This is a genomic window from Cronobacter sp. HA18003 (assembly GCF_011605905.1).
Classification (GTDB): domain Bacteria; phylum Pseudomonadota; class Gammaproteobacteria; order Enterobacterales; family Enterobacteriaceae; genus Cronobacter; species Cronobacter sakazakii.
This window is the reverse complement of the sequence record NZ_JAANQO010000011.1, coordinates 1,719,530-1,733,501: the sequence shown is the minus strand read 5'-3', so window position 1 is coordinate 1,733,501 and position 13,972 is coordinate 1,719,530. Positions and strand designations below refer to the sequence as shown.

The 13,972-nt window shown below is 60.7% G+C and carries 15 protein-coding genes; 11 read left to right on the top strand and 4 right to left on the bottom strand.

Annotated features, from left to right (window positions below; genetic code table 11):
• Positions 1-2: 2 nt before the first annotated feature.
• Together kdpA and kdpF are read right to left on the bottom strand one after the other, a co-directional pair.
• Entirely contained in the window at positions 3-1,685 is a 1,683-nt protein-coding gene (gene kdpA, locus G6041_RS09315) for a potassium-transporting ATPase subunit KdpA (RefSeq protein ID WP_012125348.1), read from the bottom strand.
• On the bottom strand, positions 1,685-1,774 hold the full coding sequence (gene kdpF, locus G6041_RS21405) for a K(+)-transporting ATPase subunit F (RefSeq protein ID WP_015386886.1): 90 nt from the start codon (positions 1,772-1,774) through the stop codon (positions 1,685-1,687). The genes kdpA and kdpF overlap by 1 nt, the downstream gene beginning before the upstream one ends.
• Positions 1,775-2,089: 315 nt before the next feature.
• On the opposite strand from kdpF, the gene G6041_RS09305 reads away from it, so the two are divergent.
• The 7 genes from G6041_RS09305 (at position 2,090) to pxpA (ending at position 7,914) form a co-directional block, all read left to right on the top strand.
• Positions 2,090-2,296, top strand: coding sequence for a YbfA family protein (locus tag G6041_RS09305; RefSeq protein ID WP_004387164.1), 207 nt, complete (start codon positions 2,090-2,092; stop codon positions 2,294-2,296).
• 149 nt (positions 2,297-2,445) lie between these two features.
• Positions 2,446-3,399: a YbgA family protein gene (locus tag G6041_RS09300; protein WP_012125346.1), complete on the top strand. Its 954-nt coding sequence runs from the start codon at positions 2,446-2,448 to the stop codon at positions 3,397-3,399.
• Between the two features lie 12 nt (positions 3,400-3,411).
• Positions 3,412-4,833 (top strand): deoxyribodipyrimidine photo-lyase, encoded by a 1,422-nt coding sequence (gene phrB / locus G6041_RS09295; protein WP_012125345.1) that lies wholly within the window; start codon positions 3,412-3,414, stop codon positions 4,831-4,833.
• A 10-nt stretch (positions 4,834-4,843) separates the two neighbouring features.
• The gene (locus tag G6041_RS09290; protein ID WP_014729309.1) at positions 4,844-5,587 is read left to right on the top strand and encodes a type 2 GTP cyclohydrolase I; all 744 of its coding nucleotides are present in this window, start codon (positions 4,844-4,846) and stop codon (positions 5,585-5,587) included.
• A 20-nt stretch (positions 5,588-5,607) separates the two neighbouring features.
• Positions 5,608-6,264, top strand: coding sequence for a 5-oxoprolinase subunit PxpB (gene pxpB, locus G6041_RS09285; RefSeq protein ID WP_041460571.1), 657 nt, complete (start codon positions 5,608-5,610; stop codon positions 6,262-6,264).
• A complete protein-coding gene (gene pxpC / locus G6041_RS09280; protein ID WP_012125342.1) occupies positions 6,258-7,190 on the top strand; it encodes a 5-oxoprolinase subunit PxpC in 933 nt (310 codons plus the stop codon). The genes pxpB and pxpC overlap by 7 nt, the downstream gene beginning before the upstream one ends.
• On the top strand, positions 7,180-7,914 hold the full coding sequence (gene pxpA, locus G6041_RS09275) for a 5-oxoprolinase subunit PxpA (RefSeq protein ID WP_041460725.1): 735 nt from the start codon (positions 7,180-7,182) through the stop codon (positions 7,912-7,914). The genes pxpC and pxpA overlap by 11 nt, the downstream gene beginning before the upstream one ends.
• Before the next feature lies 1 nt (position 7,915).
• Here the strand turns inward: pxpA and G6041_RS09270 are convergent, their stop codons facing one another.
• The gene (locus tag G6041_RS09270) at positions 7,916-8,464 is read right to left on the bottom strand and encodes a winged helix DNA-binding protein (RefSeq protein WP_004386658.1); all 549 of its coding nucleotides are present in this window, start codon (positions 8,462-8,464) and stop codon (positions 7,916-7,918) included.
• A gap of 244 nt (positions 8,465-8,708) precedes the next feature.
• Between G6041_RS09270 and G6041_RS09265 the strand changes: the two genes are divergently transcribed.
• From G6041_RS09265 to nei, 4 genes are all read left to right on the top strand, one after another.
• On the top strand, positions 8,709-9,431 hold the full coding sequence (locus G6041_RS09265; RefSeq protein ID WP_004386657.1) for a DUF969 domain-containing protein: 723 nt from the start codon (positions 8,709-8,711) through the stop codon (positions 9,429-9,431).
• Entirely contained in the window at positions 9,428-10,414 is a 987-nt protein-coding gene (locus G6041_RS09260; protein WP_012125339.1) for a DUF979 domain-containing protein, read from the top strand. The genes G6041_RS09265 and G6041_RS09260 overlap by 4 nt, the downstream gene beginning before the upstream one ends.
• Positions 10,415-10,433: 19 nt before the next feature.
• A complete protein-coding gene (locus tag G6041_RS09255) occupies positions 10,434-11,429 on the top strand; it encodes a DUF2891 domain-containing protein (RefSeq protein WP_012125338.1) in 996 nt (331 codons plus the stop codon).
• A 105-nt stretch (positions 11,430-11,534) separates the two neighbouring features.
• The gene (nei, locus tag G6041_RS09250; protein ID WP_012125337.1) at positions 11,535-12,326 is read left to right on the top strand and encodes an endonuclease VIII; all 792 of its coding nucleotides are present in this window, start codon (positions 11,535-11,537) and stop codon (positions 12,324-12,326) included.
• A gap of 148 nt (positions 12,327-12,474) precedes the next feature.
• Here nei and G6041_RS09245 read toward each other — a convergent pair whose 3' ends face one another.
• On the bottom strand, positions 12,475-13,761 hold the full coding sequence (locus tag G6041_RS09245) for a citrate synthase (protein ID WP_004387835.1): 1,287 nt from the start codon (positions 13,759-13,761) through the stop codon (positions 12,475-12,477).
• Positions 13,762-13,972 lie beyond the last annotated feature (211 nt).

The window sequence follows — 13,972 nt, the reverse complement described above, 5'->3', positions numbered from 1 at the left end:
GGTCATTTCACAAGAGAAAGATGTTCCGCGACCGGGCCTAAGGCGAGGGCGGGGATAAACGTCAGGGCGCCCACCAGCAGCACCGTACCCGTCAGCAGGCCGATAAACAGCGCGCCGTGGGTGGGCAGCGTGCCGGGGCTTGCGGGCTGTGCTTTTTTGGCGGCGAGCGAGCCGGCTATCGCCATCACCGGGATAATCACCAGGAAGCGGCCAAACCACATGCAGAACGCCAGCAGCAGGTTCCAGAACGGCGTGTTGGCGCTAAGGCCGCCGAAGGCGCTGCCGTTGTTATTGGCGGCGGACGACACCGCGTAGAGCACTTCGCTGAAGCCGTGAATGCCGGGGTTGAACATGCCCGCCCGGCCCGCGTCGGTCATCATGGCGAGCGCGGTGCCGAGCAGCACCAGCGCAGGCGTCACCAGAATCGCCAGCGCGGTCATTTTCATCTCGCGCACGTCGATTTTCTTACCGAGGTATTCCGGCGTGCGGCCAATCATCAGGCCCGCGATAAACACGCCCAGCAGCACGAACAGCAGCATCCCGTACAGCCCGGAGCCGACGCCGCCGAAAACCACTTCGCCAATCTGCATCAGCCACATCGGGATCATGCCGCCGAGCGCGGTAAAGGTGTCATGCATGGCGTTTACCGCGCCGCAGGAGGCTGCCGTGGTGACGACCGCAAACAGGCTGCTCGCGAGAATGCCAAAGCGGCTCTCTTTGCCTTCCATATTGGCGGCGCTGTCGGCACCGAGCGTCAGGAAGTGCGGGTTGCCGGTGGTTTCAGCCCACATCACCAGCGCCACGCAGACCACGAAAATCACTGTCATTGTCCAGAGAATGGCGCGGCCCTGGCGTGCGTCGCCCACCGCATCGCCAAAGGCGAAGCAAAGCGCCGCCGGGATCAGGAAAATAGCCAGCATCTGCACGACATTGGTGAGCGCGGTCGGGTTCTCAAAGGGGTGCGAGGAGTTGGCGTTAAAGAAGCCGCCGCCGTTGGTGCCAAGCATCTTGATCGCCTCCTGCGACGCCACCGGCCCCATCGGCAGCATCTGCCGCGCGCCTTCCAGGGTGGTGAACGGCTGGTAGGCTGAGAAGTTCTGAATCGCGCCTTGCTGAATAAAAAACAGGGCGATAATCAGCGAAATGGGCATCAGCACCCACAGCGTGACGCGGGTGAGATCCTGCCAGGCGTTGCCAAGCGTGGTCGCCGACTGGCGCGCAAAGGCGCGGATCAGCGCGAACGCCACCGCAATACCGGTCGCCGCCGAGAGGAAATTCTGTACCGCGAGGCCCGCCATCTGGCTGAAATAGCTGACGGTGCTTTCACCCGCGTACGACTGCCAGTTGGTATTGGCGACGAAACTCACCGCGGTATTGAGCGCCAGATGCCAGGAGAGCCCCGGCAGGTTCTGCGGGTTCAGCGGCAGCACGCCCTGGCACATCAGGATGGCGAACAGCAGTACCAGCCCGAGCGTGTTAAACAGCAGGATAGCCAGCAGATAGCGCTTCCAGTCCATTTCCTCCTGACGAATGCCGAGCACGGCCCAGAGCGCGCGCTCCACGCCGCCCACGCCCGGCAGGGCTTCGCCGTTAATCAGCCGGGCCAGCAGGCTGCCCAGCGGTTTCGCCAGCGCCATCAGCACCAGCAGGAAACTGGCGATAAGTAAAAATGCGGACGCCGCCATCAGAACGCCTCCGCATTAATCAGGGCATACACCAGATAGCCCAGTAACAGGAAAACCAGCACGATGCCGGTTATCAGGCCTGCACTCACAATCCACCTCCAGTGGGGTTTTTTGAATATGTGCAGAGGGTAGGGATTCGGGCGTAAAGGTTTCGCAAAAATCGCGAAGCGGGGTATAAAAAAAATATAAAAATGGCAAAAGCCATGATTTAACTGCGGGTTAGTATTTATTTAACCGTTTTGTAACTTATTTACGATATCAATTGTAAAGATGGTAAGAATTCGCCCTAAAAGCTGGTCGGATGAGTAGTAAAATTACAGGCAAAGCGATACAATTTTAACCAGCTCACAAAATCCGGTTTCCGGCCTTGATTGCCGGGCATGTTAAGTAAGGGGGAAAAACCTATGTCTTTATATAAAAAATATCCTGCGCATCAGGTCTTCCTGCGTCGCGCGTTAGTGCTCCTGGTCGGCATTGCGGCCCTGCCGGTGATGCTGTTCTGGAAAGACCGTTCGCGTTTTTACAGCTATCTGCATCGCGTGTGGTCGAAAACCAGCGATCAGCCGGTCTGGATGGCGCAGGCGGAACAAACCGCCAGCTATTTCTACTGATTCGCGCGACTCCCTGAAAAACCGCTCACACAGAGCGGTTTTTTTATGCCTGCGATACGCTGCGCCGCTGCGTTTTTCGCTGTCATCAGACTGGTGTTAACAGGCCGCCTCTGGCTACACTGAGAGTGTATAAAAATGAGGATGGCCGAATGAGTATAAAAATCCCTGTTGGCATTAGCGCCTGTCTTTTAGGGGAAAATGTGCGTTTTGACGGCGGCCATAAACGGCTTGCCTTTGCGGTGGAAGAGCTGGCTCCCTGGGTGAAATATGAGCCTGTCTGCCCGGAGATGGCGGTCGGCCTGCCGGTGCCGCGCCCGGCGCTGCGCCTGGTGAAAACCGACGACGGCCTGGCGCTGCGCTTTAGCGATAAGCGCGAAGGGGATTTAACCGCCGAGATGCAGACCTTTTCGCGCGAGCGCGTTAGCCGTCTCGATCACCTGTGCGGTTATATCGTCTGCGCCAAATCGCCAAGCTGCGGCATGGAGCGCGTGCGCGTCTACGATGCGGACGGTAAAAACAACCGTAAAGCTGGCCGCGGCCTTTATACCGAAATCCTGATGAACGCGCTGCCGTGGCTGCCGGTGGAAGAGGACGGGCGTCTGCATGACCCAGCCATTCGCGAAAACTTCGTCGAGCGCATCTATACGCTGCATGAGCTTCACGCGCTGCGCGCCGAAGGGCTGACGCGCGGTAATCTCATCGCCTTCCACAGCCGCTACAAACTGCTGCTGCTGGCGCACTCGCAGCCGCTCTACCGCGAGCTGGGGCGCTTTGTGGCCGCTATCGACCAGTGGGATTCGCTGGAGGCGTTTTTTGAGGAATACCGTCTGCGCCTGATGACGCTGCTCTCCATTCATGCGACCCGCCGCAACCACACCAACGTGCTGATGCACGTGCAGGGGTATTTCCGCAACCAGCTCAACGGACGTCAGCGCCAGGAGCTTTCCACGCTTATCGACCGCTACCGCCAGGGCACGCAGCCGCTGCTGGCACCGGTGACGCTGCTTAAGCACTACATGGCGGAATACCCTGACGCTTATCTTGATCAACAACGCTACTTCGAGCCGTACCCGGAAGCGCTGCGCCTGCGCTATGGCCGTTAAACAAGGAGTGTTATGACCACGCATCTGGTCTGGTTTCGCGCGGATCTGCGCGTCAACGACAATCTGGCGCTCGCCGCCGCCTGCCGTGACCCCGACGCGCGGGTCATCGGCCTGTTTATCGCGACCCCGCAGCAGTGGCGCGATCACACCCTCGCGCCGCGTCAGGCGGCGTTTATTCACCAGAATCTGGAAGCCCTGCAACAGGCGCTGGCGAAGCGTGGCATTGCGCTGTTTACGCGCGAGGTACCCGATTTCGCCGCCGCTGTTGACGCGCTGGCCGCGTTTTGCGATGAGCAGCAGGTCTCGGCGCTCTTTTACAACTATCAGTATGAGCTGAACGAAGCCCGGCGCGACGCCGCCGTTGAGCGCAGGCTGGAGGGCCGCGTCGCCTGTCAGGGTTTTGACGACAGCGTGATGCTGCCGCCCGGAAGCGTCGTCACCGGCAACGGCGAGATGTATAAAGTGTTCACGCCTTACAGCCGGGCGTTTTTACGCCGTCTCGGCGAAGGATTACCGGCCTGCGTCAGTGCGCCGAAGCCGCGTCACGGCGGCGCGATAACCGACGTGCCTGGGCTTGCGCCGTTCGATTACCCCTGTGAGACGCCGGACGCGCTGCTGTTCCCGGCGGGCGAAGAGGCCGCGCTTAAACGCCTGCGGGAGTTTTGCCAGACGGCCGCGGGCGACTACCCGGAAAAGCGCGATTTCCCGGCGATTCGCGGCACCAGTTTATTATCGGCGTATCTCGCCATCGGCGTGCTGTCGCCGCGCCAGTGCCTGCATCGTCTGTTAACCGAACACCCGCGCGCGCTGGAAGGCGGCAGCGGGGCGGTGTGGCTGAACGAGCTTATCTGGCGCGAATTTTACCGACACCTTATCGTCGCCTGGCCGCACCTGTGCCGCCATCAGCCGTTTATCGACTGGACGGCGCGGGTGGCGTGGCAGCAGAACGACGCCCATTTTCAGGCGTGGTGCGAAGGCAACACGGGGTATCCCATTGTCGATGCCGCCATGCGCCAGATGAATGCCACCGGCTGGATGCATAACCGCCTGCGGATGATCACCGCGAGCTTTCTGGTCAAAGACTTACTGGTCGACTGGCGGCGCGGTGAACGCTATTTTATGTCGCAATTGATTGACGGCGATTTTGCCGCCAATAACGGCGGCTGGCAGTGGGCGGCCTCCACCGGTACCGACGCCGCGCCCTATTTCCGTATCTTCAACCCCACCACGCAGGGGCAGCGGTTTGACGCTGAGGGCGAGTTTATCCGCCGCTGGGTGCCGGAACTGAGCCATATTCCCGGCAAGGCGGTGCATGAGCCGCATCTGTGGGCGAAGAAAAACGGCAAGGCGCTGCGTTATCCGCAGCCCATCGTCGATCATAAACAGGCGCGCGTCGCAACGCTCGCGGCGTATGAAGCGGCCCGCAAGGAATAAGAGAGAGACCATGAAAAACAGCGAACTGGAACAACTGATCAACGACAAACTCAACAGCGCGACGTTCAGCGATTACGCCCCGAACGGCTTGCAGGTTGAGGGGCGCGACGAGGTGCGCAAAATCGTCACCGGCGTCACCGCAAGCCAGGCGCTGCTCGACGAAGCGGTGCGCCTGGAAGCCGACGCGGTGATCGTCCACCACGGCTATTTCTGGAAAGGCGAATCGCCCGTGGTGCGCGGCATGAAACGCAACCGTCTGAAAACGCTGCTCACTAACGACATTAACCTCTACGGCTGGCATCTGCCGCTTGATGCGCATCCGCAGCTTGGCAATAACGTCCAGCTCGCGCAGTTGCTCGGCATTGACGTGAAGGGCGAGATCGAGCCGCTGGTGCCGTGGGGCGAGCTGTCGATGGCGGTATCAGGCCCGGAGTTCGCCTCCTGGCTTGAAGCGCGTCTGGGACGGCGTCCGCTGTGGTGTGGCGATACCGGGCCGGATCTGATTAAGCGCGTCGCCTGGTGTACCGGCGGCGGACAGAGCTTTATCGACAGCGCGGCGCGTTTCGGCGTGGACGCCTTCATCACCGGCGAAGTGTCTGAGCAGACCATCCACTCGGCGCGCGAGCAGTCGCTGCACTTCTACGCGGCAGGCCACCACGCCACCGAGCGCGGCGGCATTCGCGCGCTCAGCGAATGGCTGAATGAAACCACCGATCTGGATGTGACCTTTATCGATATCCCGAACCCGGCTTAATCAACACAAGAGAGGAAAACGTGCAGCGAGCCTGTTGTTATCTGTTAGGCGAAAGCGCCGTGGTACTGGAGCTGGAGCCGCCCGTCACGCTTGCCAGCCAGCAGCGCATCTGGGGGCTGGTGCAGCGCCTCGCGGACGTGCCCGCCGTGGTGGAAGTCATTCCCGGCATGAATAACATTACCGTGATGCTGCGCGAGCCGGGCACGATGGCGCTGGATGCTATCGAGCGGCTGCAACGCTGGTGGGAGGAGAGCGAGGCAATTCTCCCCGAAGCGCGGCGCATTGAAATCCCGGTGGTGTACGGCAAAGACGCCGGGCCGGATCTGTCAGTGGTCGCACACCACGCCGGGCTCAGTGAAAAGCAGGTGGTCGAAATGCATGCACAGGTCGATTACGTGGTCTATTTCATCGGCTTTCAGCCAGGCTTTCCGTACCTCGGCGGGCTGGTGCCTGAGCTTGCCACGCCGCGCCGCGCGGAGCCACGCCTTCAGGTACCCGCAGGCTCGGTCGGCATCGGCGGCAGCCAGACGGGCATCTATCCGCTGCCTACGCCTGGCGGCTGGCAGATTATCGGCCACACCTCGCGCGCGCTGTTTGATCCGCACAGTAATCCGCCGGGCCTGCTCGCACCCGGCGATACCGTGCGCTTTGTGCCGCAAAAGGAGGGCGTATGCTGAAGATTATTCGTGCGGGCATGCACGCCACGATTCAGGATGGCGGCCGTTTTGGGCTGCGCCAGTACGGCGTGAGCCAGTGCGGCGCGCTGGATGGCCCGTCGCTGCACATCGCCAACCTGCTGGTGGGCAACGATCCTGATGCGGCGGCGCTGGAGATAACGCTCGGCCAGTGCGTGGTGGAGTTTACTGAAGACACCTGGTTTGCGCTCACCGGCGCGGGCTGCGACGCGACGCTTAACGAACGCGCCGTCTGGACCGGCTGGCGGCTGCTTGCCCGCGCGGGCGAGCGCCTGAGCCTCAAACTGCCGCGCCGCGGTATGCGCAGCTATCTGGCGCTCGCGGGCGGTTTCGACGTGCCGGAAGTCATGGGCTCGCGCAGTACCGATGTGAAAGCGGGCCTCGGTGGTTTTGAAGGACGTCCTCTGCGCGACGGCGACGTCCTGCCCGTGAATCCGCCCACGCGCCATTTCCGCGAGGCGCGCGGCGTGAAGCAACTGCTGTGGGGCAACCGCATTCGCGCGCTGCCGGGGCCGGAGTACCACGAATTCAGCGAGGCGTCGAAAGAAGCCTTCTGGCGCACGCCGTGGCAGCTAAGCCCGCAGAGTAACCGCATGGGTTATCGCCTGCACGGCCACGTGCTGGAGCGCACCACCAGACGCGACCTGGTGTCTCACGGTCTGCTGCCGGGCGTGGTGCAGGTGCCGCACGGCGGCCAGCCCATCGTGCTGATGAATGACGCCCAGACCACCGGCGGCTACCCGCGCATCGCGTGCGTGATCGACGCCGATCGCTATAACCTCGCGCAGCTGCGCCTCGGCGAGCCGATTCACTTCGTGCCGTGCTCCATCGAAGAGGCGCTGGAAGCGCGCAGCGACCGGGCGCGTTATCTGCAACAACTGGCATGGCGGCTTAATGATGAAGATTGATCTCAACGCCGATCTCGGCGAGGGCTGCGGCAACGACGCGCTACTGATGCCGCTCATTAGCTCGGCCAATATCGCCTGCGGCTTCCACGCGGGCGATGCGCAGACCATGCGCGAGAGCGTGCGGCTGGCGCTGGCGCACGGCGTGGCGATGGGCGCGCATCCGGGGTTCGCGGATCGTGAAAACTTTGGGCGTACGGCGATGCAGCTGCCGCCGGAGACGATTTACGCCGAGACGCTCTATCAGATCGGCGCGCTCGCGGCTATCGCCCGCGCCGAAGGCGGCAGGCTGGCGCACGTGAAGCCGCACGGCATGCTCTATAACCAGGCGGCGAAAGACGCCGCGCTTGCCGACGCCATCGCGCAGGCGGTGAAGGATTTCGATGCGTCGCTGATTCTGGTGGGGCTGGCGGGCAGCGAGCTTATTCGCGCGGGCGCGCGTTATCGGCTCGCCACGCGCGAAGAAGTCTTCGCCGATCGCGGGTATCTGGCCGATGGCGCGCTGGTGCCGCGCAGCGAGCCGGGCGCGTTGATTGAGGATGACGACGAGGCGGTGTCGCGCACGCTGATGATGGTGCAGGAAGGGCGGGTGCGCAGCCGTGACGGCGCGTGGGCGGCGGTGAATGCCCAGACGGTCTGCCTGCATGGTGACGGCGCGCACGCGCTGGCGTTCGCGCGCCGGTTACGCGAGGCGTTCGACGCGCGCCAGATTCAGGTCAGCGCGTAACTCAGAGCGATGCCGCCGCCCGCGCGGCGGTGTCGTAAAGCGAGGCAATCGTGCGCAGCAATTGCGCCGTTTCGCCAATCGCCGCGCCCGGTATTCCGCTCTCGACCTGAATCGCGATAAGACACGCCTCGCGCACGTCGCGGTATTTCATACACAGCGCTTTACCTTCCTCTGTCGTCGAAAAATAGAGCTCTTTACCTACCTTTTCACTGGTGACATACCCGGCTTTGACCAGCTTTTTCAGCGCGTAGGTCACGATGTGCGTGTCTTCCACGTTGAGCACAAAGCAGATATCCGCGAGCTTTTTCTTGCGGTTGCGGTGGTTGACGTGATGCAACAGCGAGACATCAAACGCGCCCATATCCGGCTCGCCCGCTGCCGTCATGCAGCGCACCATCCATTTGTTAAAGGCGTTGCTGGTCATGATCAGCGCGTATTCCAGCTCCGATAATTCCGCGCAACGCTCCGACACCAGATGGCGGGACGACACAATGCGCCCGTCAGCAATATCGTCGTTATCAGTTGATACAACCGCTTTTTTCCGGCTCATGGCATCCCTTACGCTTTTGGGGGTATTGGCAAAAACTATAAAACGTCACCGACAAAATAAAAACATTTTATTGATAAATTGTTTACATAATTTCACCGTTCAGATATAGCTTTTTGGTCAGGTTCTGCACGTTCACAGCGCCTCTCACACAACAACGTTCGCCGCAATGCCCACGCTTCGCCACTGGCGAAGGAGCAGAATAGCCTTCGGCGTGCAACGCTCACTTTGGAAAGGGTAACAATGTATGGACGGTTCCTCTCTGTTGCCGCTCATCGGTATTCCGGTGGTGGTTATCGGTTTCGCGCTGCGTTTTAACCCGCTGCTGGTGGTGGTGGTCGCCGGGCTGACAACCGGGCTCACGGTCGGCATGGATTTCGGCATGCTGCTGGAAACCTTCGGTGAAAAGTTCGTCAACAGCCGCTCGCTCGCGACCTTCATTCTGATCCTGCCGGTGATTGGCCTGCTGGAGTATTACGGCCTGAAAGAGCGCGCCCAGGCGTGGGTGGCGAAAATCGCCAGCGCCACTTCAGCGCGTATTCTGATGCTCTATTTCGTGGTGCGTGAAGGCACCGCGGCGCTCGGGCTGATGTCGCTTGGCGGCCACGCCCAGACCGTGCGCCCGCTGCTGGCACCGATGGCCGAAGGGGCGGCGCTCAATGAATATGGCGAGTTGCCTGCGCATATTCGCGACAAAATCAAAGCCCACGCCGCCGCCTGCGACAATATCGCGGTGTTTTTCGGTGAAGATATTTTCATCGCCTTCGGCGCGGTGCTGCTGATTGACGCGTTCCTGAAAGAGAACGGCATTCCCGGTATCGAGCCGCTGCACATCGGCCTGTGGGCCATTCCGACCGCGATTGCGGCGCTGATTATTCACATGGCGCGCCTGCTGCGCTTAGACGCCAGCATTCGCCGCGAGGTGTTGGCCTGGCGCGCAGAGCAGGGCAATCAGGAGGCCGCGCAATGAGTACGTTGCTGACCATTAACCGCGTCTACTACCTGATTGGTTTTATCGTCATGCTGCTGGTGGTGATGACGCTTCGCGATCGCGGTAATCCGAAACGCTTTACCACCGCGCTGTTCTGGTTCCTGTTCGGCGGGATTTTTCTCTTCGGCGATCTGCTGGTGCAGGAGCTGGGCCGCTCGCTGGCCTACCGCATTATCGGCGGCGCGGTGATTGTTATCGCGCTGCTGGCGGGCTTTGGGCTGGTCGGGAAGGGGCACTATAAAATGTCCACCGAGGAGGAGCGCGAGGCGTCGTCTCGCCGTCTGGGTAACTGGCTGTTTCTGCCGGCGTTGCTTATCCCGGTGGTGACGGTGATTGGCACGCTGTTTTTAAAAGGCGTCTCGGTGGGCGGCGTGTTCCTGTTGGATCAAAAACAGCTGACGCTCGCCGCGCTGTGCGTGGCGTGTGTCGCGGCGCTGCTGGTGGGCTGGTGGCTTACGCGCGGCACGCCGCTGCATGCGATTCGCCAGTCACGCCGACTGGTGGATACCATCGGCTGGGCGGTAATTTTGCCGCAGATGCTGGCGATGCTCGGCGGGGTGTTTGTCGCCGCCGATACCGGCACGGCGGTGCAGCGCGTGGTGAGCCTGTTCGTCGACCCGGAAAACCGCTTCATGCTGGTGGTTATCTACTGCATCGGCATGGCGCTTTTCACGATGATCATGGGCAACGCGTTTGCGGCGTTCCCGGTGCTGAGCGCGGGCATCGCGCTGCCATTGTTGATTAACCATCACCACGGCGACCCGGCACCGCTGCTGGCTATCGGTATGTATGCAGGCTACTGCGGCACGCTGATGACGCCGATGGCGGCGAATTTCAATATCGTTCCCGCCGCGCTGCTGGAGCTGAAAGACAAATATCAGGTGATAAAAATTCAGATCCCGACGGCGCTGACGCTGCTGGTGGTGAACGTTTTCCTGATGTACTTCATCGTATTTCGCTAAGGCCCACTAAGGAGCTGTTATGACACTGACACAACCCCAGGCCGACGCCTTTGCCCGGATGCCTCTGACCTATCTGCGCCAGGAGTATCCGAACCACATCATGCATCTGATGAATGATGACGCCGACGCGCTGCCGCCGCGCGAGCTGCACCCGATTTTCTACGGCTGCTTTGACTGGCATTCGGCGGTGCATGGCTACTGGCTGCTGCTGCGCTGTCTGCGCCGCTATCCGACGCTGTCGTGCCGCGAAGAGATTATCGCGCTGTTCGATGAACACATCACGCCTGCGAATGTGGCGCGCGAAGTGGCGTATTTCACCGCGCCGTTCCGCGCCTCGTTTGAGCGCCCGTATGGTTACGGCTGGCTGCTGGCGCTCGCCCAGGAGCTGCACGAATCCGATCTGCCGCAGGCCGCGCGCTGGCATGAAATACTGGAGCCGCTGACCCAGGATATCCGCACGCGCCTTATCGATTACCTCAGCAAGCTGACGTACCCGATTCGCGTCGGCACCCATTACAACACAGCGTTTGCGCTCGCCCTCGGGCTGGATTACGCCCGCGCGCTTGGTGATGAGACGCTTGAGCGCGCCATTACTGACGCGACGACACGCTTTTATCAGGCCGACACCGACTACCCGGCGCACTACGAGCCGGGCGGCGATGAGTATCTCTCCGGCGCGCTCACCGAAGCGCTGCTGATGAGTAAAACGGCGGACAATTTCCCGGCCTGGTTTGACGCGTATCTGCCGGATATCGGCAACGTGGCGGCGCTGATGCACCCGGCGGTGGTGAGCGATCGCGCCGACCCGAAAATCGCCCACCTCGACGGGCTTAACTTAAGCCGCGCCTGGTGCATGAAGCATATCGCCGCGGCGCTCCCGGAAGATCACCCTGCGCAGACAGCGCTGCAGGAGGCGGTGCAGCGCCATCTCGCGGCAAGCGTTGAGCATGTGGTCGGCAGCCACTACAGCGGCGGCCACTGGCTGGCAAGCTTTGCGCTGCTGGCGCTGGAGTAAGCCGTTAACCGCCGCTTTTTTGCGGCGGTGGCCTGTTTCTCTTCGCCCGTGCTGCTACAGTTTATCCTTACGTTTTAATGCTTAAGTAACCTGAAAGGATGAACGATGCCGGAAGGACCGGAGATCCGCCGCGCGGCGGACAAGCTTGAAGCGGCAGTCGCGGGCAAACCGCTGACCCACGTCTGGTTTGCGTTTCCTGAATTGAAAGCGTTTGAAGCGCAACTGACCGGCGCGCGGGTCGAGCGTTTTGAAACCCGCGGCAAGGCGCTGCTGACGCATTTTTCCTGTGGGCTGACGCTCTACAGCCACAACCAGCTGTATGGCGTCTGGCGCGTGGTGAAAGCGGGGGAAACGCCGCAAACGACGCGAAGCCTGCGCGTGCGGCTCGAAACCGAAGATGCCGCGGTGCTGCTTTACAGCGCCTCGGAAATTGAGATGCTGGATGCCGACGGCGTGGCGGCGCACGCGTTTTTGCAGCGCGTCGGGCCGGACGTGCTGGATATGTCGCTGACGGTGGAGCAGGTGAAAGAACGGCTCCTGAGCCCGCGCTTTCACCGCCGTCAGTTCAGCGGGCTGCTGCTGGACCAGGCGTTTCTCGCGGGGCTTGGCAATTATTTGCGTGTGGAGATCCTCTGGCAGGCGCAGCTTGCGCCGCGCCACAAGGCAATAGAGCTGAATAATACGCAGCTTGATGCGCTGGCCCGCGCGTGTCTTGAGATCCCGCGGCTGTCTTATCAAACGCGCGGCACGGTGGATGAGAATAAGCATCACGGCGCGCTGTTTCGCTTCGAGGTGTTTCACCGCGCCGGGAAAAAATGCCGCCGCTGCGGGGGGATTATCGAGAAGACGACGCTGTCGTCGCGGCCGTTTTACTGGTGTCCGGGGTGCCAGGCGTAGGGGATGCGTGGACCAGGGAAATGGCGGGTGCGCGTTGCTTACCTTTGTGAAAACCCGGTGGGTGCGCTTCGCTTACCCACCCGCCGCCAACACGCCCATAAAAAAACGCGCCCGAAGGCGCGTTTTTCAGATTAACCGCAGCGTGGAATTAACGCTTCGTCAGATCGGATTTGAAATCACGCTGCTCGTAGCCGGTGTACAGCTGACGCGGACGCGCGATCTTCATGCCTTCGCTGTGCATCTCGTTCCAGTGCGCAATCCAGCCCACGGTACGCGCCATCGCGAAGATAACGGTAAACATAGACGACGGAATGCCCATCGCTTTCAGGATGATGCCGGAGTAGAAATCCACGTTCGGGTAGAGTTTCTTCTCGATGAAATACGGGTCGTTCAGCGCGATGTTTTCCAGCTCCATCGCCACTTCCAGCAGATCGTCTTTGGTGCCCAGCTCTTTCAGCACTTCGTGACAGGTTTCGCGCATTACGGTGGCGCGCGGGTCATAGTTTTTATAAACGCGATGACCAAAGCCCATCAGGCGGAAAGAGTCGTTTTTGTCTTTCGCGCGACGCACGAATTCCGGAATGTGCTCAACGGTGCTGATCTCTTCCAGCATCTTGAGCGCGGCTTCGTTAGCGCCACCGTGCGCCGGTCCCCACAGGGAGGCGATGCCCGCGGCGATACACGCGAACGGGTTCGCGCCGGAGGAGCCTGCGGTACGCACGGTAGAGGTTGACGCGTTCTGCTCATGATCCGCGTGCAGGATCAGAATGCGATCCATGGCGCGCTCCAGCACCGGGTTGACCTCGTAAGGCTCGCACGGGGTGGAGAACATCATATTCAGGAAGTTGCCGGAGTAGGAGAGATCGTTACGAGGATAAACAAACGGCTGGCCGATCGAATACTTGTAACACATCGCTGCCACGGTCGGCATTTTAGAGAGCAGACGGAATGCCGCAATCTCGCGGTGACGCGGGTTATTGACGTCCAGCGAGTCGTGGTAGAACGCCGCCAGCGCGCCGGTCACACCGCACAGTACGGCCATCGGATGCGAGTCGCGACGGAAACCGTGGAACAGACGCGTGATCTGCTCATGGATCATGGTGTGGCGGGTGACGGTGGTTCTGAATTCGTCATACTGCTCCTGGGTCGGCTTCTCGCCGTAGAGCAGGATGTAACATACTTCGAGATAGTTGGATTCAGTGGCTAACTGATCGATAGGAAAACCGCGGTGCAGCAGGATACCTTCGTCACCATCGATAAAGGTGATTTTGGACTCGCAGGATGCGGTGGAAGTAAAGCCGGGGTCGAACGTGAAAACACCTTTAGAACCAAGACTACGGATATCGATTACATCCTGACCGAGCGTGCCTTTTAGCACATCCAGTTCGATAGCACCATCACCGTTATAGGTTAGGTTTGCTTTTTTATCAGCCATTTACGGTCTCCTTAGCGCCTGTTGCTTGCGACGATTAACCGCCGATTTACCTCCAGCCAGCAGGGGGACAGTTGCCAGTTTGTTGTGTGGCGCGCAGCTCTGTTTCAGAGGGGAAACCAGGGTACAGAGCGATGGGCGGCTTGCAGGCAACCATTCAAACCTGGGTGAAACAACAGTAAATCAGGGTGTTAGCCGTCAGTATTTGTCAAAC

What these genes read in the sequence shown, in the direction of transcription:
- kdpA (WP_012125348.1), bottom strand. Translation starts at nt 1,685, where the DNA reads ATGGCGGCGTCCGCATTTTTACTTATCGCCAGTTTCCTGCTGGTGCTG.
- G6041_RS09305 (WP_004387164.1), top strand. Translation starts at nt 2,090, where the DNA reads ATGTCTTTATATAAAAAATATCCTGCGCATCAGGTCTTCCTGCGTCGC.
- G6041_RS09300 (WP_012125346.1), top strand. Translation starts at nt 2,446, where the DNA reads ATGAGTATAAAAATCCCTGTTGGCATTAGCGCCTGTCTTTTAGGGGAA.
- phrB (WP_012125345.1), top strand. Translation starts at nt 3,412, where the DNA reads ATGACCACGCATCTGGTCTGGTTTCGCGCGGATCTGCGCGTCAACGAC.
- G6041_RS09290 (WP_014729309.1), top strand. Translation starts at nt 4,844, where the DNA reads ATGAAAAACAGCGAACTGGAACAACTGATCAACGACAAACTCAACAGC.
- pxpC (WP_012125342.1), top strand. Translation starts at nt 6,258, where the DNA reads ATGCTGAAGATTATTCGTGCGGGCATGCACGCCACGATTCAGGATGGC.
- pxpA (WP_041460725.1), top strand. Translation starts at nt 7,180, where the DNA reads ATGAAGATTGATCTCAACGCCGATCTCGGCGAGGGCTGCGGCAACGAC.
- G6041_RS09270 (WP_004386658.1), bottom strand. Translation starts at nt 8,464, where the DNA reads ATGAGCCGGAAAAAAGCGGTTGTATCAACTGATAACGACGATATTGCT.
- G6041_RS09265 (WP_004386657.1), top strand. Translation starts at nt 8,709, where the DNA reads ATGGACGGTTCCTCTCTGTTGCCGCTCATCGGTATTCCGGTGGTGGTT.
- G6041_RS09260 (WP_012125339.1), top strand. Translation starts at nt 9,428, where the DNA reads ATGAGTACGTTGCTGACCATTAACCGCGTCTACTACCTGATTGGTTTT.
- G6041_RS09255 (WP_012125338.1), top strand. Translation starts at nt 10,434, where the DNA reads ATGACACTGACACAACCCCAGGCCGACGCCTTTGCCCGGATGCCTCTG.
- nei (WP_012125337.1), top strand. Translation starts at nt 11,535, where the DNA reads ATGCCGGAAGGACCGGAGATCCGCCGCGCGGCGGACAAGCTTGAAGCG.
- G6041_RS09245 (WP_004387835.1), bottom strand. Translation starts at nt 13,761, where the DNA reads ATGGCTGATAAAAAAGCAAACCTAACCTATAACGGTGATGGTGCTATC.